Source organism: Lentibacillus salinarum, from assembly GCF_042679865.1.
GTDB classification, from domain to species: domain Bacteria; phylum Bacillota; class Bacilli; order Bacillales; family Amphibacillaceae; genus Lentibacillus; species Lentibacillus salinarum.
This window is the reverse complement of the sequence record NZ_JBHTNH010000001.1, coordinates 118,747-137,995: the sequence shown is the minus strand read 5'-3', so window position 1 is coordinate 137,995 and position 19,249 is coordinate 118,747. Positions and strand designations below refer to the sequence as shown.

At 44.5% G+C, this 19,249-nt stretch carries 26 protein-coding genes; 14 read left to right on the top strand and 12 right to left on the bottom strand.

The features are described from left to right. Positions 1-418: 418 nt before the first annotated feature. The gene (locus ACFQ4A_RS00735; RefSeq protein WP_382396910.1) at positions 419-1,501 is read left to right on the top strand and encodes a GerAB/ArcD/ProY family transporter; all 1,083 of its coding nucleotides are present in this window, start codon (positions 419-421) and stop codon (positions 1,499-1,501) included. Positions 1,502-1,600: 99 nt separating this feature from the next. Here ACFQ4A_RS00735 and ACFQ4A_RS00730 read toward each other — a convergent pair whose 3' ends face one another. Continuing rightward, the gene (locus ACFQ4A_RS00730) at positions 1,601-2,461 is read right to left on the bottom strand and encodes a DegV family protein (RefSeq protein ID WP_382396909.1); all 861 of its coding nucleotides are present in this window, start codon (positions 2,459-2,461) and stop codon (positions 1,601-1,603) included. A 115-nt stretch (positions 2,462-2,576) separates the two neighbouring features. Here ACFQ4A_RS00730 and ACFQ4A_RS00725 point away from each other — a divergent pair, with 115 nt between their 5' ends. Then, positions 2,577-3,419: a YitT family protein gene (locus tag ACFQ4A_RS00725; RefSeq protein WP_382396908.1), complete on the top strand. Its 843-nt coding sequence runs from the start codon at positions 2,577-2,579 to the stop codon at positions 3,417-3,419. 103 nt (positions 3,420-3,522) lie between these two features. Here the strand turns inward: ACFQ4A_RS00725 and ACFQ4A_RS00720 are convergent, their stop codons facing one another. The 4 genes from ACFQ4A_RS00720 to ACFQ4A_RS00705 form a co-directional block, all read right to left on the bottom strand. Continuing rightward, positions 3,523-3,786, bottom strand: coding sequence for a NifU N-terminal domain-containing protein (locus ACFQ4A_RS00720; RefSeq protein ID WP_382396907.1), 264 nt, complete (start codon positions 3,784-3,786; stop codon positions 3,523-3,525). A 191-nt stretch (positions 3,787-3,977) separates the two neighbouring features. After that, complete coding sequence (locus tag ACFQ4A_RS00715) at positions 3,978-4,184, bottom strand: DUF3813 family protein (protein ID WP_382396906.1); 207 nt, start codon at positions 4,182-4,184, stop codon at positions 3,978-3,980. A gap of 19 nt (positions 4,185-4,203) precedes the next feature. Then, the gene (locus ACFQ4A_RS00710; RefSeq protein WP_382396905.1) at positions 4,204-4,335 is read right to left on the bottom strand and encodes a hypothetical protein; all 132 of its coding nucleotides are present in this window, start codon (positions 4,333-4,335) and stop codon (positions 4,204-4,206) included. A 144-nt stretch (positions 4,336-4,479) separates the two neighbouring features. Beyond that, complete coding sequence (locus tag ACFQ4A_RS00705) at positions 4,480-5,328, bottom strand: Cof-type HAD-IIB family hydrolase (protein ID WP_382396904.1); 849 nt, start codon at positions 5,326-5,328, stop codon at positions 4,480-4,482. 128 nt (positions 5,329-5,456) lie between these two features. On the opposite strand from ACFQ4A_RS00705, the gene ACFQ4A_RS00700 reads away from it, so the two are divergent. The 5 genes from ACFQ4A_RS00700 to moaD all read left to right on the top strand — a co-directional run bounded on the left by ACFQ4A_RS00700 (position 5,457) and on the right by moaD (position 8,139). Continuing rightward, the gene (locus ACFQ4A_RS00700) at positions 5,457-6,218 is read left to right on the top strand and encodes an alpha/beta fold hydrolase (protein ID WP_382396903.1); all 762 of its coding nucleotides are present in this window, start codon (positions 5,457-5,459) and stop codon (positions 6,216-6,218) included. Positions 6,219-6,389: 171 nt separating this feature from the next. Further along, entirely contained in the window at positions 6,390-6,701 is a 312-nt protein-coding gene (locus tag ACFQ4A_RS00695) for a metal-sulfur cluster assembly factor (RefSeq protein WP_382396902.1), read from the top strand. Positions 6,702-6,939: 238 nt separating this feature from the next. Further along, entirely contained in the window at positions 6,940-7,440 is a 501-nt protein-coding gene (gene mobB / locus ACFQ4A_RS00690) for a molybdopterin-guanine dinucleotide biosynthesis protein B (protein ID WP_382396901.1), read from the top strand. After that, positions 7,440-7,913 carry a molybdenum cofactor biosynthesis protein MoaE gene (locus tag ACFQ4A_RS00685; RefSeq protein WP_382396900.1) on the top strand — a complete coding sequence of 158 codons (474 nt, stop codon included), beginning with the start codon at positions 7,440-7,442 and terminating at the stop codon, positions 7,911-7,913. The genes mobB and ACFQ4A_RS00685 overlap by 1 nt, the downstream gene beginning before the upstream one ends. Continuing rightward, on the top strand, positions 7,906-8,139 hold the full coding sequence (moaD, locus tag ACFQ4A_RS00680) for a molybdopterin converting factor subunit 1 (RefSeq protein WP_382396899.1): 234 nt from the start codon (positions 7,906-7,908) through the stop codon (positions 8,137-8,139). Before ACFQ4A_RS00685 ends, moaD begins: the two co-directional genes overlap by 8 nt. Positions 8,140-8,492: 353 nt before the next feature. Here the strand turns inward: moaD and ACFQ4A_RS00675 are convergent, their stop codons facing one another. From ACFQ4A_RS00675 to ACFQ4A_RS00655, 5 genes are all read right to left on the bottom strand, one after another. Next, the gene (locus ACFQ4A_RS00675; RefSeq protein WP_382396898.1) at positions 8,493-8,795 is read right to left on the bottom strand and encodes a metal-sulfur cluster assembly factor; all 303 of its coding nucleotides are present in this window, start codon (positions 8,793-8,795) and stop codon (positions 8,493-8,495) included. A 22-nt stretch (positions 8,796-8,817) separates the two neighbouring features. After that, positions 8,818-10,047, bottom strand: coding sequence for a hypothetical protein (locus tag ACFQ4A_RS00670; RefSeq protein WP_382396897.1), 1,230 nt, complete (start codon positions 10,045-10,047; stop codon positions 8,818-8,820). A gap of 19 nt (positions 10,048-10,066) precedes the next feature. Further along, positions 10,067-10,282 (bottom strand): DUF2249 domain-containing protein, encoded by a 216-nt coding sequence (locus ACFQ4A_RS00665; RefSeq protein WP_382396896.1) that lies wholly within the window; start codon positions 10,280-10,282, stop codon positions 10,067-10,069. Next, positions 10,279-10,479 (bottom strand): DUF2249 domain-containing protein, encoded by a 201-nt coding sequence (locus tag ACFQ4A_RS00660; protein ID WP_382396917.1) that lies wholly within the window; start codon positions 10,477-10,479, stop codon positions 10,279-10,281. Before ACFQ4A_RS00660 ends, ACFQ4A_RS00665 begins: the two co-directional genes overlap by 4 nt. Positions 10,480-10,845: 366 nt before the next feature. Then, positions 10,846-11,538 (bottom strand): Crp/Fnr family transcriptional regulator, encoded by a 693-nt coding sequence (locus tag ACFQ4A_RS00655; protein WP_382396895.1) that lies wholly within the window; start codon positions 11,536-11,538, stop codon positions 10,846-10,848. A gap of 226 nt (positions 11,539-11,764) precedes the next feature. On the opposite strand from ACFQ4A_RS00655, the gene ACFQ4A_RS00650 reads away from it, so the two are divergent. Next, complete coding sequence (locus ACFQ4A_RS00650; protein ID WP_382396916.1) at positions 11,765-12,007, top strand: DUF2249 domain-containing protein; 243 nt, start codon at positions 11,765-11,767, stop codon at positions 12,005-12,007. A gap of 137 nt (positions 12,008-12,144) precedes the next feature. Beyond that, positions 12,145-13,287: a TIGR04053 family radical SAM/SPASM domain-containing protein gene (locus ACFQ4A_RS00645; protein WP_382396894.1), complete on the top strand. Its 1,143-nt coding sequence runs from the start codon at positions 12,145-12,147 to the stop codon at positions 13,285-13,287. A gap of 145 nt (positions 13,288-13,432) precedes the next feature. Here ACFQ4A_RS00645 and ACFQ4A_RS00640 read toward each other — a convergent pair whose 3' ends face one another. Further along, positions 13,433-14,248, bottom strand: a complete 816-nt coding sequence (locus tag ACFQ4A_RS00640; protein WP_382396915.1) for an undecaprenyl-diphosphate phosphatase — start codon at positions 14,246-14,248, stop codon at positions 13,433-13,435. Between the two features lie 104 nt (positions 14,249-14,352). Between ACFQ4A_RS00640 and ACFQ4A_RS00635 the strand changes: the two genes are divergently transcribed. Then, on the top strand, positions 14,353-14,721 hold the full coding sequence (locus ACFQ4A_RS00635) for a hypothetical protein (protein ID WP_382396893.1): 369 nt from the start codon (positions 14,353-14,355) through the stop codon (positions 14,719-14,721). 139 nt (positions 14,722-14,860) lie between these two features. On the opposite strand, the gene ACFQ4A_RS00630 is transcribed toward ACFQ4A_RS00635, so the two are convergent. Continuing rightward, positions 14,861-15,040, bottom strand: a complete 180-nt coding sequence (locus ACFQ4A_RS00630; RefSeq protein WP_382396892.1) for a DUF2929 family protein — start codon at positions 15,038-15,040, stop codon at positions 14,861-14,863. A gap of 183 nt (positions 15,041-15,223) precedes the next feature. Between ACFQ4A_RS00630 and ACFQ4A_RS00625 the strand changes: the two genes are divergently transcribed. The 4 genes from ACFQ4A_RS00625 (at position 15,224) to fabF (ending at position 19,196) form a co-directional block, all read left to right on the top strand. Next, positions 15,224-15,787 (top strand): hypothetical protein, encoded by a 564-nt coding sequence (locus tag ACFQ4A_RS00625; protein ID WP_382396891.1) that lies wholly within the window; start codon positions 15,224-15,226, stop codon positions 15,785-15,787. 99 nt (positions 15,788-15,886) lie between these two features. Next, positions 15,887-16,852 (top strand): BMP family ABC transporter substrate-binding protein, encoded by a 966-nt coding sequence (locus ACFQ4A_RS00620; RefSeq protein ID WP_382396890.1) that lies wholly within the window; start codon positions 15,887-15,889, stop codon positions 16,850-16,852. 135 nt (positions 16,853-16,987) lie between these two features. Next, positions 16,988-17,929, top strand: a complete 942-nt coding sequence (locus ACFQ4A_RS00615) for a beta-ketoacyl-ACP synthase III (protein ID WP_382396889.1) — start codon at positions 16,988-16,990, stop codon at positions 17,927-17,929. Positions 17,930-17,957: 28 nt separating this feature from the next. Beyond that, the gene (fabF, locus tag ACFQ4A_RS00610; protein ID WP_382396888.1) at positions 17,958-19,196 is read left to right on the top strand and encodes a beta-ketoacyl-ACP synthase II; all 1,239 of its coding nucleotides are present in this window, start codon (positions 17,958-17,960) and stop codon (positions 19,194-19,196) included. Positions 19,197-19,249: the final 53 nt, after the last annotated feature.

Sequence of the window (19,249 nt, the reverse complement as noted above, 5' to 3'; positions counted from 1 at the left end):
ATGATTCATAGGGAAGACCTCTTTTCTGTGAATGTTGTTGGCTAACTCTATTCTACAGGAAAGGGTCTTCCTTTTTCTATGAACATCATTTAGTCATTTCTATTTACACAAAATATTTTACACTCTCATCTACTTTGTATGGAAAAGAAAAAAATATAAAATATTATTTATACAAATTGGGATTATTAGTTTAGCGTTTTTATTAGGAATACTGATGATTTACAACGTGTCAGATCCTTCCATAGCTAACATATTCAATACGCTAAGCCCGCTGGATATAGTGAAACTTCAATCAGTGGGGTGCTTTTCCCCGCTGATTGTTAGTTGAACAGAATCGGACATTTACAGACAGTTAGCCGCCGTGCTTTTGGCGGGTTACTGTCTGTTATATGCGGGATAAAAATAGGAGGTACAACCTATGATTGAAAAAGGCAGAATAAGTAATATTCAAGCTGCAATGCTGGCGATTACATCCTTAACGATTATTGGGCACTTAATTTTGTTAACGGTTGTACTCCAGCAAAGTCGTCAGGACGCCTGGATTGCAGCCATTGGCGGTACGATCCTGGGGCTGATTGGGATTATTGCATTGGTGAAACTGTCGCAGCACTTCCCGGGTCTGACGCTGATTGAAATTCTATTTCAGTATTTCTCATGGCCGGGAAAAATCATCGGAGTCCTTTATCTGGTTTACTTTTTTATCATGGCGGCCCTAGGAACAAGATTGTTTGCGGAATCCTACAAACTTATTATAGATAAGACACCTATTTGGGCACTCGTTACAGTGATTTTGCTGTTAGCTGCCTATATCGTGTATTTGGGTTTGGAGACCCTGGGAAGACTTAACCAGATAATGTTAATACTCCTGGTGGTCGTTGCGGTGGCAGTCGTTTTTCTGACAATGGGAGATAAGAAAGACTACACCAATCTGCTACCGATCATGAGCAATGGTGTACTCCCTGTTACAATCGGGTCCCTGTCGGTTATGGCCTGGTTCGGTGAATTTGTGATTATGGGTATGATTCTTCCTTATGTTCAACACCCGAAAAAATTGGTAAAAACAGGTACAGGCGTGGCGATCGTTACCTTAATCTTTTTTCTTGGTCCAGTTACTGGTCCTGTCGCTTTATTCGGTGCTGAACAGGCAGCGACGTTAGCCTTTCCAACGTTTTCAGAAGTCCGTTATGTCGAAGCGGGGGAAGTTATTAACCGATTCGATACGATTGCAGTCATTCTTTGGACGATTGGTTTAATGGTTCGCATAGCTTTGTTTTTTTACGGATTAAGCTTAGGATTGGCTCAGGCTTTCCGGCTTGATACATACCAGCCTTTGGTGATTCCGTTAGCCTGGTTGATCGGCATCGGTGCCATTCTGTTTGCCGGCAATTACGCAGAACTGAATGAATTTTTCTTTGAATCCTATGGTTCCCCTCAATATTTTGATGGGTGCCATCATCCCAGTAGGTCTGATTTTGCTGTCGATTGCTTTTCGCCGGAATAAAAATACAGGCGAGAATAAATGATTTGTGGAACGTGTTGTGTGGTATATAGCGTATTGGAATCAATACTGATCCGGGATTAACCCGGATCAAGCTGATGCTTACTTATAATCATCATTTAGAAAGAAAATAGCAAGCGTTCCCGGGCCGGCATGTGCACCGATTGTTGATCCAACCATTTCAATAAGGATATCGTCCGTACCGAATTTTTCTTTGATGATAGCCGCCATTTTTTCTGCTTTCTCAAGATCATCCCCATGACTAATGCCAATTGTCTGATTGGAAAAGTCAGTTCCGCGTGCTTCCATGATTTCCAGCATGCGGTTTAAGAGTTTTTTGGAGCCGCGAATTTTTTCAAGTGGAACCAATTTTCCGTCTGCCACATGAAGAATTGGTTTAATTTTTAGAAAGGATCCGACAAACGCAGCCGTTTTACTGACACGGCCGCCACGATACAGGTATTCAAGATCATCGACGGTGAAAATATGTTCCATGTGGTTGGCATGGTATGCAGCTGTTTCAATGATTTCTTCACTGCTGGCGCCATCTTTGGCAAGCTGGGCGGCACGAAGAATGACAAGCCCGTATCCGATTGATGCGCATTTTGTATCGATCACATGAAGTTCAGCTTCCGGGTAGGTTTCCTTCACTTCCTGTTCCATCATTTTGGCAGTCTGGTATGTACCTGATAGTTCTGAAGAGAAGGCAAGATACACTAATGGTTGATTTGTTTCGGCATAGGATGTAAAAATCGTTTTAAAGGTTTGTGGCGATACTTGGGATGTTTTTGGACTTTTTCCTTCCCGCATGGCGTCATACACTTCTTTTGGCTTAATGTCAATACCATCTTTATATTCTTGATCGTTAAGATGGACGGTTAATGGTGTCATTTCAATGTCATATGTTTTATAATGAGTCTCGGACAAGTCACATGCAGAATCCGCAAGAATTTTAATTGTCATTTTGTCACCTTCATTCGCAGGAAATAGTATTAGCTTAAGTTTAAAGCTATATAGAAGAATAGTCAAAAAACAGTGATAAAAAATAATCGTGCATGCTGGAAAAAGGAGGGAATTTATGTTCTTAGTAGAAGCAAAAAGAATTGTCATTGTGATATTTGGTGCTGTGTTGAATGCTTTGTCACTGAACTTTTTCCTGATTTCGGCCAATGTGTATGCGAGCGGCTTTACGGGTGCAGCACAGCTAATATCCAGCATTTTTAATGATTTTCTGGAAATGGGTCTTTCAACCGGTATTATATTGTTTGTATTGAATATTCCCGTCATCATATTAGGCTGGTATAAGGTCGGCAAAGGGTTTACCATTTACAGTGTCGTTTCGGTTCTGGTCACGACGTTTTTCCTGGAGTTCCTGCCGGTTGTCGCGCTGTCTGAAGACATTATATTAAATGCTGTGTTCGGCGGTGTTCTCGGTGGTGCAGGTGTTGGGATCACACTTAAGCACGGTGCCTCAACAGGCGGAATGGATATTGTGGCAATGGTTTTGTCCCGGATGAAAGACAGACCGATCGGGACCTATTTCCTGACCCTGAATGCTATTATTATTGCCATGGCCGGTATTTTGTATGAACCGGAAAACGCCCTGTACACCTTACTAACATTGTATGTGACAACCCGTGTGATTGATGCGCTCCATACACGCCATGAAAAAGTGACCGCCATGATTATCACCCACAAGGCTGAAGAACTGCAAAAAGCCATTCATGACACAATGGTCCGCGGGATTACCATTCTCCCGGCCAAGGGAGCGTACACAAGGGATGATAAAAGTATGATGTATCTGGTCGTGACCCGCTATGAGCTTTACGACTTGGAACGAATCATCGGTGAAGTGGACCCGAATGCCTTTACCAACATTGTCCAGACAACAGGTATATTCGGTTTCTTCAGGCGGGATTAAACCGGATAATACTATAGAAAATGACAGAAAAACGCATGAGCAGTGAAAACTTAAGGTTGGAAATGAAAAAAAGACAGCAATTAATGATTGCTGTCTTTATGTATTAGTAGCCGTATTTTTCAATGACTTCGATGACACGGGGCTGCAATTCATCCCATTCTACGTCAAAGGCCTTGTTAACGGTGATAAAATTCTGATAGCCAAATACATTATCAACACCGTTAATAGCCATCAGATCATTTAAAATAGCGTGTTCACTTGTATCACCCGGCATGACGGAAATGCTGCTGTCACCTTCAAAAATCAGGCTGTCGGTTGTAAATTTCAGCGCATTCGGATTTGGCGTCGCTTCAGCTCTTACTCCCATTATTTTTCCCTCCATCGTAATCCATACTTGCCTGTATTCTAACAGAAAAATGACGAAAAGGGAAACACCCTTATTCGAGGACCGAATAAGGGTGTTCATTGCATGTTAGAATCCCGCGCTTCATCAGAATAATGAATGGTGGATCGTTAACACACAATATTTGAGCAGCCTCGTTTGAGCATCAACGGGGGTTATTGCAATTGATTGCTTTGCCTTAATTGCTGCTCAAGCTGCTGCAGCTGCTGCTGTTCTTCCTGGGATGCCTGGTTTTTGGCAGCCTGGATCGCATTTTGTGCAGCTTGCTGTTCCTGCTGATTGGCGTTGGCCGGGTTATTCGTTAATTGGTTGACGGCATTTCTGGCGCGTTCCATTAAGTTATTATTTGGTTGCTGTGCCATTTCAAACCCCTCCTATTTGTTAGCGGTCACCATGGTTCTGCGTGCGTTTCACATCTGAAAAACGCGACCTGTACGGAAATACTTCATCGTGCTTTTTGACGGCATCAGCACTATGCTGGGTGAACCGTCTTGACTTGCTTTGTTTGCCCACCGGTCATTCCTCCCTTGGAATTCACCGTGTCTTGTCGACAGGATTTCCGTATGGCTTGAAGTCAGCAAAATGAAAAGAGGTGAACGCTTTATCCGCGTTCACCCCTAGTTTGTACAGCTGCATGCCGGTTATGAAAGGAAATTTTTAGCGCTGATCTGCTTTGACATGATCGGACTGGAGGTTTAAATAATCATTCAGGAAAATGCTGATTCCGTCATTTTCATTGGTATCCGTTACATGTTTCGAAACTGATTTGAGTTCATCGATCGCATTGCCCATCGCAACGCCAACACCGGCATAATCAATCATTTCCAGATCATTATCTTCGTCGCCAAATGCAATAATCTGTTCTGTCGGGATATGATAATAATGCGCAATCTTCTGCAGGCCGACAGCTTTGTTCAGTCCTTTTTTGACGATTTCGATAATATTCCACGGGGCACCCCATTTACGGTGTTCAATCAGTTCGGCGTGGTAATCATCAAGGTGGCTCCGCAGCTGATTAATGTTATCCGCTTTCGGGTGAATCAGTAATGACGTCGGATCGTCCTGCAGTTTATTTTTCAGGCTTCCGATCGTAAAAGGTGAATCATGTCTTGTCGCCTGGAAAATGTCCAAAATCTGTTCATCGTAGTGGTCCATATAAACACTGTCCATCACTTCGGCCAGTATGTTACGCACGTTTAAATCATAACATGCCTCAATAATTCGATGGGCTGTTCTGACAGGCATCGGGTTATGCAGGACGTCCCATTTGTCATCGGTCGGATGATGGATTAAGGCACCATTGAAATTAACCATCGGCGTATCAAGTTTCAGTGTGTGGTAATAGTCGATACTGGCACGGTGCGGCCGACCTGTTGCAATCACCACGATATGCCCTTCATTGATGGCTTTTTCAATCGTCTGCCTGTTATGCAGACTGATTTGTTTATCATCGGTCAGAAGTGTTCCGTCAAGATCCAGCGCGATCAAATGTCGTTTCTTTTCCATTTATTTCACCTCGTCTGCCCTTTAGTTTATAGGTGTCGATACGATATGTAAAGCATTCGTTTGCAATTTGCAAAAACGTCATATTATGATATATGGTACAACAATTTTTCAGGAAGGGAACCTCAAGCATGATAGGAGTATTACGTAAAACCATTGCCACTATACCATGTTTAATGATTGCCGATCATACAAAAGAACATGATGCACTGCCAACGATGATTTATTTTCACGGTTTTACCAGTGCAAAAGAACATAATTTACCGCTCGCCTATCTGTTGGCTGAGGAAGGATATAGGGTTATTCTTCCCGACAGCATGTACCATGGCGAACGCGAACAGGGAATTGCCAGTGAGAAAAAGCAAGTCGCATTTTGGGACATCGTCATGCAGAATGTTAAGGAGCTGCAGGCGATCAAAGCAGAACTGGATAACGACAATTTTATTCTGGATGGTCGTTTTGGCATAGCCGGGACAAGCATGGGCGGAATTACCACGGCTGCGGCGCTGACACAGTATTCATGGATCAAAACAGCCGGCATATTGATGGGATCACCCAAACTAACGACTTATGCCAAATCATTAGTGGACAGTTTTAAGGATATGGGCGAATTGCCTGTCACAGAAGCCATGATTGAGCAGTTATACACCCAATTGGAACCATATGACCTGTCCAAACAAATTGATAAGCTTGATAAACGACCGGTCTTGTTCTGGCACGGTGAAAATGATTCGGTGGTGCCGTTTGATCATTCCCGCACATTTTATGACGAAGCCAGATCGCATTATGACAATGCGGAAGATATCCGATTTATCAACGAAGCCAATCGCGATCATAAAGTGAGTCGCTATGCTATACTAGAGACACTGATATGGTTTAAACAGCATTTATAGGGTGTCCGAAAAGTCCGGTGAAAATGACGCCATTACGCGTGGACTTTCGAATAATCCGACGCGTCATGCGATGTCACCACATCCTGTGGAAATGAAGTGTGATATAAATCATTTAAAAACAGGTATGAAATATGTTTAAATAAGAGTATGAAGATTGAAGGAGGGAAGGTCATGGAAGCAGCTCTCGAAGAAAATATTATGGGTGCGCTTGAGAACGTTATCGACCCTGAGCTGGGTATTGACATTGTCAATCTTGGCTTAATCTATGGCGCCGATCTGGATGATGAAGGCGTCTGCACGGTTACCATGACACTGACAGCAATGGGCTGTCCGCTGGCAGGCCATATTGAACAGGACGTCAAGCGCGCACTTGCCGATATTCCTGAAGTCGAGCAAGCTGAAGTGAATATCGTCTGGGATCCGCCATGGGGCAAAGACAAAATGTCACGCTATGCCAAAATCGCACTCGGTATTCCTGATTAATCGGGCAAGTTTTAAAAGACGGACAGTTTTCGGCTTTATCAGCCACTAAAGGCAGAAGGTTGATTCATGATATGGATCGGCCTTTTTTTATAAGATTATAAAGTATAACATTTCAGGTGAAGTCTTCAATCGTGAAATCGGCTGGTTCGCCGATTTCTTCAAATCTGACTTCCGGCCTTTGACCTCTAGAAAGACGAGGCGGGAGCCGAGTTTTTCTTATAACATTGGAGCTGTTTTAATGCAAATTTGTCAGATTGTCGGTCATAAAAATGCGGGTAAAACGACGGTGATGAATCAATTGATCCGCCATTATTCGGATGAACGGATTAGGGTCGGATCGTTAAAGCATCATGGTCACGGCGGTGAACCGGATATGACCGATGGAACGGACAGCCAACAACATCTGGAATCCGGATCCCTTATGAGCGGTGTCCAGGGAGAAGGAATGACCCAGCTGACGATGACGATGCCGTTTGAATTGGATGATTTGATTCAGCTGTATCAAATGTTCACGCTCGACATATTGCTTATGGAGGGCTTTAAACAGGCAACCTATCCCAAAATTGTTTTGCTAAAAAACGAAGAAGATTTGTCGCTTTTACATGAGGTTTCGACTATAATAGCAGTAGGGACTTGGGATATGAATTTGCTGGAGAACCCGGAATATCCTGTGTTTCATATGAATAATCTACAGAAAGATATACATACAATAGCTTCATACATACGAAGGGGTATATAATGGCAAAAAAATATTGGATGACAGAAGAGCCGATCGACCCGAATGACTGTATTGAAAAAGTGGTTCGGAATGAAGCGGGTGCAGTGAACACATTTATTGGTACCGTCCGTGAATTTACAAATGGAAAGCGTACCCTTTTTCTTGAGTACCAGGCTTATGTGCCGATGGCTGAGAAGATACTGGCACAAATCGGCGAGGAAATCCAGGAAAAATGGGGTAACACTGATACGGCGATTGCGCACCGGATCGGCCGGCTGGAAATCACGGATACAGCGGTGGTTATCGCCGTTTCGACGCCGCACAGAAAAGATGCCTTTGAAGCGAGTCGCTATGCAATTGAGCGGATTAAGGAAATTGTGCCGATCTGGAAAAAGGAACACTGGGAAGACGGTACACAGTGGATTGGGGATCAGAAAGAAAAGACGGCTTATGACGACAGGATTCCAAGCGAGGAGGAAATGCGTGATGATTAATGTGTTATTGTTTGCTGAACTGCAGGAAGCCGCGGGAAGTGAGCAGGTAAGCCTAGACGCAGCTGGTCTGTCGGTGGGTGAGCTGAAAACAAAACTTGCGTCTTCGTATGACTTCGCCAATTTGGATCACGCCATGACAGCGGTCAATGAGGAATATTCCCGGGAAGATACCGTGTTAAAAAGTGGCGATGTTGTCGCCTTTATCCCACCGGTGAGCGGGGGATAAGGGATCACTTTAAAATCGTTAAGCAGGATTGAGGTTTGTTCAAGCACTCTGTTTTAGCTGGGTATGATTAAATGAATGATTTGAACCATTCGACAGTGGAAGGGGTGTGAAAGATGAATAAATACCAGAAGATTACTGTCATTATTTCAAGTGTAGCTCTCGTTTTCTTTTTGTTTCTTTCGCTTCTGACGAATAACTGGGGATTCCTGTTATGGAGTTTACCGCCTATTTTTTTCAATGTCATGGTTGCATTTTTTGCAAAAAACAACAAACATACACAAAAATTCAGTTGACGTAAAGCAACTGTAAAAAGCAGCCGGAGAAAGAACCACTTGCTTTCTCCGGCTGCTGTTTCAGGCAAATCCGAGCATCTCTTTAGCCCGGTCACTCATCTCGGCAGGGGTCCAGGCAGGCTCCCAAACGAGATCAATCGTGACATCCCCAACACCTTCTATTTGGCTGACGCGATGTTTCACACCGGTTTTGATACTGTCGTGCATGGGACAGCCGGGTGTCGTGAGTGTCATGACAATGCTGACATTAGCGTCGTCATCAACCCCTACACCATACACCAGACCGAGGTCCATCACATTAATGTCAAGCTCCGGATCAATCACTTCAAATAGAGCCGCATCGACTTTACTTTCAAGTGACATGGGACTCATCTCCTTTTTGATTTCACTTAACCAAGACACGTAAAATCGATAATACGTATAACAACGACGTTAAAGTGAGCAGATCCTGAAAAAGCCAGACCAGCATACTAAGATAGAGCAGTCCACTTACGGTCAGCCCAGCTACACTGATAATAAACAGCGTGAACAGGATGACACTGTGTTTTTCATTGATCATGTCTTTTAACGTCGGAACTTTTTCCTTACCGATTTTGTTGGAATATTTATGGGTCCACCATAAAAACGGGACAATTTTATATAAATAGCCGAAAATACTGAAAATGACCCAGCCCATGACATATAAAAAGATGAGCCATCCCCAAACAGTCGTTTCCTGAATGCCATAAACACTATAAACGAAAGCCAGCATGTGCACACCAAGCCCATTCATGATCGCGACCAATGAAAATGAAAAAGGTTTATCAAGTTTTTTCTTCATGCGTTTGGCGAGCATTTCCCGTATATCAAGCACAAAGAAAAAGAATCCAGCCAAGAGTAAAAACCAGCCGATTGTTTCAAACAGCTTCATGCCTGCCCAAAACGAGCCGATCAGAATGACCAGTCCGGCGATATAAGTCGTGAAGGCGGGTTTTGCCCATTTCATTGCATAGCCGTGTGACAGGCTGAACATCGGCACAAGTTTATAGGAAAACCCGAAAATCAAAAGCGTGAACCAACCGGATACACCAAGCGCGATATGAGCAGAAAGGATCGCGTTGTGGCTTCCAATTCCGCCGATGGACAGGTTCCAGGCCAGCAGGAATCCGGCAGCAATGGTCAGGAACAAGCAAATGATGGCAGCTGATATAAAGGCGGTCATCATATTTTTGTTTTCTTGTTTAGCTATGGACTTGGCCATTTGTATAAGAAACATAAGAATCCCGATAATGGTAATAAAACCACCGTATAATGCCAGGTCAGGCGCCGTTCCCAGCAGGATGGAAAAGGCTGTCACACCAGCAGCAGTGATGATAAACTGCATATAGCCAAATGTCTGACTCCAAATCGGTGTCAGTAAAGCGACGGGTACAAGCTGATACATGGCACCCATAGCGACCATGGCTGCATAGCCGAGTAAAAGAAAATGGGCACCCATCCAAATGTCCGGGATCCGGAATTGACCCAGCGCCAGGATATCGTTATTAATAAACAAGACGATTTGAGAGATGACAAGAGCTGCAAGGGCGTACAGGATAAAGGCGAGAGGCAGCTTAATGTTTGTCGTTGTCTGCATGCTTCCGCCAGGTATCATACTAATCACCAGATTTCGTTATCGTTATTTTGAAACTTCCATCCTCCTGTGCTTCTGTTTCGTGCGCATACCCACGATCATCCAGCTCTTCATATAAAAACAATGGACGGCGGTCATTTATGATAGCGAGTGACTCACCACTGTTCAGTTTGTCCAGTGCTTTCAATGTACGCATCATTGGCTGTGGCGGTTCCAACCCCCGGTTATCAATCGTCATTTTTCAGCACCTGCTTTCATGGTATAAATGACTTTCCAATGTTTCTTTTTCACCTTTTCAGCCTCATAGGTAAAGCCACGCCGATTCAAGATTTTATGAAGTGGTAGGGGATTGAATGGTGCATGTAGGATAAAAGCTTCCCCTTCGTTTAAGCTCTTTACAGCCCCCATGATTTTGTCAAACGGTTCTTTTTTCATGGCCAAATCTTCGCGTACATCCAGCTCTATAATGGTTTCCTGTTTTGGCACAACATCACCTCATTTGTTGAAGGAATCTAATCTCATGATAATGATTTTCAATGATGACAGAAGTGATGTGTGTCACATCGTTTTTGTTGTGCCACAATTTTGTCATAGTTAGATGAGAGGAAGCCTTAGCAGAGGGACAGAAGCATCGGCAGAAGAGCCAGAGAATTAACAGAACTGCGCGGGTATCGATAGAAGCACGGGAATATCAACCCGAAATCGAGCGCATCAACCCGGAAAGTGACAACATCAACACGAAAAGGACGCTATCACTATATCGCCAGAAAAAAGACCACCCCCACTGGATGATCTTTCCCTTCAAAACAATTCATCTTCAAGTGCATCCGTATCGAGAAGGATCGCACCGGATTTATCGGTTGTGACCAGATTTTGTTTTTTCAGCTGGGTCAGTGTCCGGCTGACCGTTTCCCGGCTTGAACCGATCATATTGGCGAGTTCGCGGTTGGTAAATTGAGTTGTGAGCTTAATCAAGCCGTCGTTCGTCTCTTTTCCATAGCCTCGAGAAAGACGAAGTAGCAGCATAATAATTTGTTCATATGTGTTATGGAGGATTTTTTCTTCTAGGCGCCCCTGTAAATCAACAATGATGTCGCCAAGCACCCGGAACAGCTTTATGCAGATTTCCGGATGGTTAACCAGGAAGTGTTCAAATGATTGAATCGGAATATAGATTAAAACCGCGTCTTCCAATACTTCGGCGTGTGCCGGATAGTCATCTTGCCTGAAAAATCCCTGATGCGGGAACATGTCACCCGGCTGGAGGACATTTACAATTTGCTCCCTGCCATGAAAGTCGGTTTTATAGATTTTGATTTTTCCCTGGTGAATAAAGTAGACATTTGTCAGGGGATCACCTTGCATGAATATGTGTGTGCCATGCCGGTACACGCGATGTTTGGCCAGTTCAATAATCGGTTCCATCTCATCATCCGTCAGATCTTTGAATAATGGGACTTTCTGGAGCAGTCCCTGAATGGTACTTATATTCACGACGTTCACTCCTTTTTATGCGTAACAGATACAGGATCAGTCCATCCATCCATTTCTATTTATACTGTAACATAACCGACGAGCAGATATGGCTGTAAATGGTGACAATCCTGGTAAGCGTGATCAATATCATACACTGGGGGTGTTCTCCCTCACAGCAGCCAGGACGTCAAGCTACTATGATGAAGTTGCTGAAGCAAAATCATTTGAAAATGGAGGGGTAGACATGAATGACACGCAATTTACGGCAAAAATACACGCACCCGAGATCGACCCGCGGCATAGACACCCGAAAATTTTTGAGGTATTTGACGGATTGGAACCGGGAGAATTTATGGAGCTTTCCAATGATCACGATCCACGACCACTGCATTATCAGTTTTTGATTGAACGTGAAGGGCGCTTTTCGTGGGAATACCTGGAGCAGGGCCCGTCTATGTGGCGCGTGGCAATCGGCAAAAAATCGTAACAGCTGCCTCTGGGATACTTTTCGAAGGTTTCCTTATGATCGTTTTGTGACAAAAGCAGAATAAGTGACGTTTGTCACACCTCTTAACGTGATTAAAAATTTACACTTGATGCAGCAATCATTTAGGAGGAGTCGTCATGTTTCCGAGAGACTACAATGAAAATCCGTTCATCGTCATTTGGGAGTTGACCCGTGCCTGTGAATTAAAATGCCTGCATTGCCGTGCCGAAGCACAATACAACCGGCATTCACTGGAACTTTCATTTGAAGAGGGTAAAAAACTGATTGACGATATTTATGAAATGGATAACCCGATGCTGGTGTTTACCGGCGGAGATCCGCTGATGCGTCCGGATGTATTTGATATTGCCGAATATGCCGTCAAAAAAGGTGTCCGCGTTTCCATGACACCATCTGCCACACCGAATGTCACAAAAGAAGCCATGCAACAAGCAAAGGATGTCGGGCTGTCAAGATGGGCATTTTCCATTGATGGTCACTGTGCCGATGTTCATGATTATTTTCGCGGTACATCAGGGTCGTTTGATTTAACGATGAATGCGATAACGTATTTGCATGAATTGGAAATGCCCCTTCAAATCAATACGGTCATCTCCCGATATAATGTGGCTTATTTGGATGAAATGGCTGAAATGGTGGAGGATTTGAATTGTGTACTCTGGAGTGTTTTTTTCCTCGTACCGACCGGACGTGGAAAAGAAAGTGACATGATTTCCCCGGCTGAACATGAAAAGGTATTGCGCTGGCTGTATAAACTTTCCAAGCGTGTACCGTTTGATATCAAAACAACAGCAGCGCAGCACTATCGACGTGTGGTTATACAGGGCAAGATACGCGAGAATCAAAACAATGATGACACAATCCGTTATGAAGATGCTTTGATGAGCGGCAAAACCAGCCAAATTGACGGCTTGGGCCGTGCACCTAAAGGCGTCAATGATGGAAATGGGTTTGTCTTTATTTCTCATACCGGTGATGTTTATCCGAGTGGTCTGTTGCCCATTAAAGCGGGAAATGTACGCCAGACACCACTTCCAACGATTTATCGCGAATCCGACGTCTTTCAAAATCTCAGGAATCCGGATAAATATAAAGGGAAGTGCGGTGTATGCGAGTTCCGGCATGTATGCGGCGGATCACGATCACGTGCCTATAACGTGACAGGCGATTATATGGAAAGTGAGCCGTATTGCGTTTATATTCCAAAAGCGTGGCGTGAGCAGCACAGGCGTGAAAGAACAGATAAAGCTTCTAACTAATCAGCGGTTAGAAGCTTTTTTGATGGTGATTTATCCGAGTTTGTTTCATCCTGGACTTTTGCCATAAAAACATCCCTCCACTTGTGGTGCATTCACCCATGTGGAGGGATTGTAACTCGGGCCGGAATCACTGATCCAACTGGCTTTATAAAAACAGGATAACGAGAATTCCAACCGCGAAACAATAATAGGCAAAATATTTCAGGTTGCCTTTTGCCATAATGTTCATGAACCACCTTAAAGCATAGTAGGTGGCAATAATGGAAGCTGCAAACGCCAGGACCGACGGGATAGCTACAACGCTGAAATCACTATCGCCTCCAATCAGTTTACCGGCCGACAATACGGTGATACCAAGGCTTACCGGTATGTACAGCAAAAATGAGAACCGCAATGCTGTCTCGGTTTTCATTCCGACAAGCATGGCCGCAACAATCGTGGCACCCGAGCGGCTGATACCGGGTACGAGTGCCACGGATTGGGCCAGTCCAACGATAATGGCATCTCGCACGGTAATGCCGCCGTCATTTTTACGCCCTCGCAGATTCCGGATGATCCATAAAGCTGCGCCTGTAATCAGTAGTGTTACGCCGACAACCGCAACCCCACTTAGTCGACTTTCAATATAATCTTCAAACAACAGACCGATGATCCCGGTTGGAATCGTAGCAATGACCAAACATAACACAAAATGAAAATCATCTTTGGCATCGTCAGCCCGTGTTGTGATGTAGCGGATACTGTTTTCCACGAGCCGGTAAATGTCCTTTCGGTAAATCACCAGTACCGCTATCAGGGATCCGAAATTCACCATGATTTCAAACGAAAGGCCTTCAATTCCCACGTCAAAAAGCTCTCTGACAATGACGAGATGGCCGCTTGAAGAAATCGGGATTGGTTCCGTGAAACCCTGTAGCAGACCAAGAACAATATATTTAACCAATAGCCAGAAGGCCTCGATGGTTTCCATTTGATTACCTCCCAGAATACTTGAATTTCAACCCCGGACATGTCACTAACCTATAGGCATATGAATAGGCTGGGTAGCGAGGAGGTTGAAAAATAATGAATTATAATCATCAACATATGTATGATCTGTGTAAAAAGCATATGCATTCCTACGTGCTTGCCGAAATGAATGACGGCTCGCAAGTCGATGGCATTATTACCGGTTTGGATGACGAATATGTCTATATGGCAGTCCCAATAGGTCAGGGTGATCATATGGCAGGATATGATCAACATCAAAAGAATTGGCATCATCGCCCATTTGACTTTGGCGGCTTCGGATATGGCTTCCCCGGCTACGGATATGGTTACGGTGGTTATGGCGGCTATCCAGGTTACGGTGGTTACGGCCGTCCGAGAAGATTCAACCGGTTTGTGCTTCCATTAGCCGCATTAACGGCCTTGAGTACGCTGCCATGGTACTAACCCATTCGTCATAGATTCCTTTATCCGAACAACCCAACAGCAGTCCCTGAAATAGTGGTCATTACGAAACCCTTGCCATCATGACGTTGAAGGCAAGGGTTCTTCTCAATTAAACGCGCCCTTTATTCGGTTTTGCTCCCTAATGTTCACGTCCACTTTTTAATACACCCTCGCCCAATACAAAGACAGCAAGCGTGATGACGATTGTTGCCATCAGAGTGCTTCCGAATTCAAATTCATTACCGGCCATGCTGATTAATACATATGAAATAACACAACTGATTAGAAATGCCCAGACAAGTGGCCACAAGAATCGCATGTTTACGACACCTCATTTTTATAAACTTTCCTATTACAGTCTATCAAATCAGATTTAAAAATGAAAGGGTTTATTTTGGCGGAAAAACGTCTAAAACGTTCCCGTCTAGCCTTAGTGCAACGTGGCTTTTGGACGACAAATGGTTAACGATTAGCCAAGTTTCCAACGGGGGAGATGAATGAGATGGTTTTGTTGATCGAAAATTGCTTTCACTGGATTGGCTTTCATGTCACCAATTATTTGCTGGAAAAGGGGTTTGAAATTGATGGGATTGACGACTTGAACACGGCGAAGAAGGGGCATCTGTCCATGTTTGTTGGTCGAAATGAATCGTTCTCACATACAGTCATCTCACAATCCGAACAAACATATGATGCGGTCATTCGCGTCTTCGATCATGAATTGGTCCTAGAGAAAGGTGGGAACGTGACCATTAAATGGCCGCTCATATTCGGGGAATGGATGCCAATGGATCAGAAAGGCATCTATGCCCACGATGATTTTATTCCATTTGATTCGGATCGTTTTATGGCTGAAGCAGTTTATGTGACCAATGTTGCAAAAAGCCTGGAACAATGCCTTCATGCTTCAGGGCTGCCACCGGTTTTGGAGATTAGATCCGCTCACGATCAGAAAACAGAGCAAGTAAAACTTGAAAATTCCGTCTATATACGGAACAATAGACCCATAAAGGAAAGTGTTGCCATCGTCAGAAATCACTATGAACGTTATAAACGATTTTATTGATGTCATGAAACTGTAATGGCTGTGCGTGTATACCGTTATGAGCCCAGTCGTTATAATGAAAGGGACAGGCTAATCAATTTCCGGAAATGGAGTGGAAATGTGAAGAAGTTTTTGATAATGATACCCATCGTGTTCATATTTATATTAGCCGGCTGCAGTCTTGTTGGTGACTCAGGCAATTTACAAAATGCCGGGCTGCTGGTGGAAACATCCATTCATGATCAACCCTGGAACAAAAAGGGTTATGAAGGGCTGCTGGCAATTGAGGAAACGTTTAATACCGATGTGTTTTACAAAGAAGGTGTCCGGACGGAAGCAGACGTACGGGAAGCAGTTGACACGTTCGTCAATGATGGCGTGAATCTAATATTCGGGCACAGCAGTACATATGGAAATTTTTTCGAGGAGATGTCCGAGGAATATCCGGGCGTCCATTTTGTTTATTTCAATGGCGGACAATTTGCTGAAGGTGTCACCAGCTTAAATTTTAATGCACATGCCATGGGGTTTTTTGCCGGAATGCTGGCAGGTGAGATGACCGAATCAAATCATGCCGGTGTTATTGGTGCTTTTGAGTGGCAGCCGGAAATAGAAGGATTTTATGAAGGTGTGACATATCAGAATCCGGAGGCGGACGTGCACTTTAACTATGTTAATGACTGGGATGGCAAAGGTAAGGCTATGGACGTATATGAGACGTTAAGGAAAGAAGGGACAGATGTTGTTTACCCAGCCGGGAACGCGTACAGCACGGCAGTCATTGAACAGGCAAGTGATGACGGGATATACGCGGTTGGCTATGTGTCCGATCAGGCGAAACTAGCGGAAAAGGCTGTCCTAACAAGTACCGTCCAGCATGTTGAAAAATTGTATGAGCTGGCAGCCGAAAAATTTAATGAGGGAGATCTTCGCGGTGGTGTGCTGACGTTCGACTTTCAGGACGATATGATTTCACTGGGTAAATTCAGTGCGGATGTACCCGGGAATTTTCAGAAACTGATGCAGGAAGAGATTGAAGCCTATCAAGACACGGGGTTATTGCCTAACGAACGCACAGCAAATTAAATCAGTCTTGCACAATAGCAGAAGATGCATTAAAATTAGTACCAAGTCATAAGAATTGCTGTTAATGTGGGTTCAAAAAGTGAACCAGATTTTTTGAATTGCGTTTTTTAACCATAGTGATAAGGAGATGGGAATATGGGCGTTGGACTGTTAGGTACGGGACATTTTGTACCGGACGATGTTGTCACAAATAAAGACCTCGAAAAGATCGTGGACACGAATGATGAATGGATCCGGACGAGAACCGGGATTGAAGAGCGACGAATTGCAAAAGATGATACGGACACATCCGACATGGCTTTTTATGCGGCACAAAATGCGCTGGCGGAAGCAGGGATGAAAGCTGAGGATCTTGACATGATCCTCGTTGCGACGGTGACACCGGACACACCATTTCCATCTGTTGCGTGTATGCTGCAGGAGCGGCTGGGGGCAAGGAAAGTGGCGGCATTGGATGTCAGTGCCGCGTGTGCCGGTTTTATGTACGGTGTCATCACCGCGAAACAATTTATTGAAACGAATGCCTACCAAAATGTTTTAGTCGTAGGTGTTGAAAAGCTTTCCAAAATTACTGATTGGACTGACCGGAATACGTGTGTCCTGTTCGGTGACGGAGCGGGAGCAGCTATTATCGGTCCAGTTTCGGAGGGGAAAGGAATCCTTTCATTCGAACTTGGCGCCGATGGTTCAGGTGGGAAAGAACTCTATCAGGATAAGGAAACAGACTTTCTTTTCATGAATGGACGGGAAGTGTTTAAATTTGCTGTCAGGCAAATGCCGGAATCATCCGTCAATGTTGTGGAGAAGGCCGGGTGTCAAAAAGAAGATGTGGATTATCTCGTACCGCATCAAGCGAATATCCGCATTATGGAAGCGGCTCGCGAACGGTTGGGTATTGCTGAAGATAAAATGGCCACGTCAGTCAAACGATATGGCAACACGTCTTCCGCTTCCATTCCAATTGCTTTATCAGAAGCCGTCAAAAATGGTAAAATAGTAGACAATGATTTACTCGTTCTCGTTGGTTTCGGCGGTGGGCTGACGTGGGGTGCTGTCGCCTTGCGCTGGGGCCTTTAAGATTCAGGAGTCGATAGGAGGAGTGGAAATGGTGGAAAGAAGAGTCGTTGTTACCGGTCTGGGAACGATCTCCCCCAATGGTAACGACGTCGCAACAATGTGGGACAATGTCGTATCCGGAAAAAGCGGAATCGATTTTATCACCCGGGTCGAGCACGACGAATTGCCGGCATCGACAGCTGCTGAAGTGAAGGATTTTGACCCGACCAACTACATGGGAAAAAAAGATGCCAGAAAGATGGATTTGTTTACCCAGTATGCGGTGGCTGCAGCCCGTATGGCCGTTAACGATGCGGATCTCAAGATTGATGAAAACAATGCTGATCGTGTTGGTGTCTGGGTCGGTTCCGGTATTGGCGGCATGGCAACGCTGGAAGATCAGCATACAAAACTTATGGAAAAAGGACCGCGCCGGATCAGTCCATTTTTCGTACCCATGATGATTCCAGATATGGCTGCCGGACAGGTATCCATTCAGATGGGGGCAAAAGGGATCAATTCCTGTACGACAACGGCCTGTGCTTCCGGTGCCAATTCAATTGGTGACGCGTACAAGGCGATTGAACGCGGTGACGCTGACTTTATGATTGCCGGCGGGACAGAAGCGCCTATCACAAGCCTAGCATTTTCCGGATTCTCTGCCATGAAGGCATTAACGACAAATGAACATCCGGAGAAAGCAAGCCGCCCGTTTGATAAAGACCGTGATGGATTTGTCATGGGAGAAGGTGCCGGTATTCTGGTTCTGGAAACATTGGAATCAGCTCTTGAACGCGGTGCTCACATCTATGGCGAAATTGTCGGCTATGCCGCAACGGGAGATGCCTATCATATTACGGCACCCGCAGAAAATGGTGAAGGTGCTGCGCGTGCGATGCAGCAGGCTGTTCAAGATGCGGGCCTATCATTCGATGAGGTTGACTACATCAACGCCCATGGAACAAGTACAGCTTTGAATGATAAATTTGAAACACAGGCCATCAAAGATGTTTTCGGTGATCATGCTAGGAAATTGGCTGTTTCATCAACGAAAAGTGTCACCGGTCATTTGCTTGGAGCTGCTGGCGGCTTGGAGTCGGTGATTTCCGTTAAAGCAATCGATGATGGGATTATTCCGGCAACGATGAATTACGAGACACCAGATCCGGACTGTGATCTTGATTATGTCCCGAATGAATCGCGAAAACAGGCGATTAATACTGTTTTGAGCAATTCACTTGGATTTGGCGGACATAATGCCACACTGATTTTTAAAAAATATCAATAACAGTAATAGCGGAAAAAACTGACTGTTCAGGCGGTCAGTTTTTTTACGTTAAC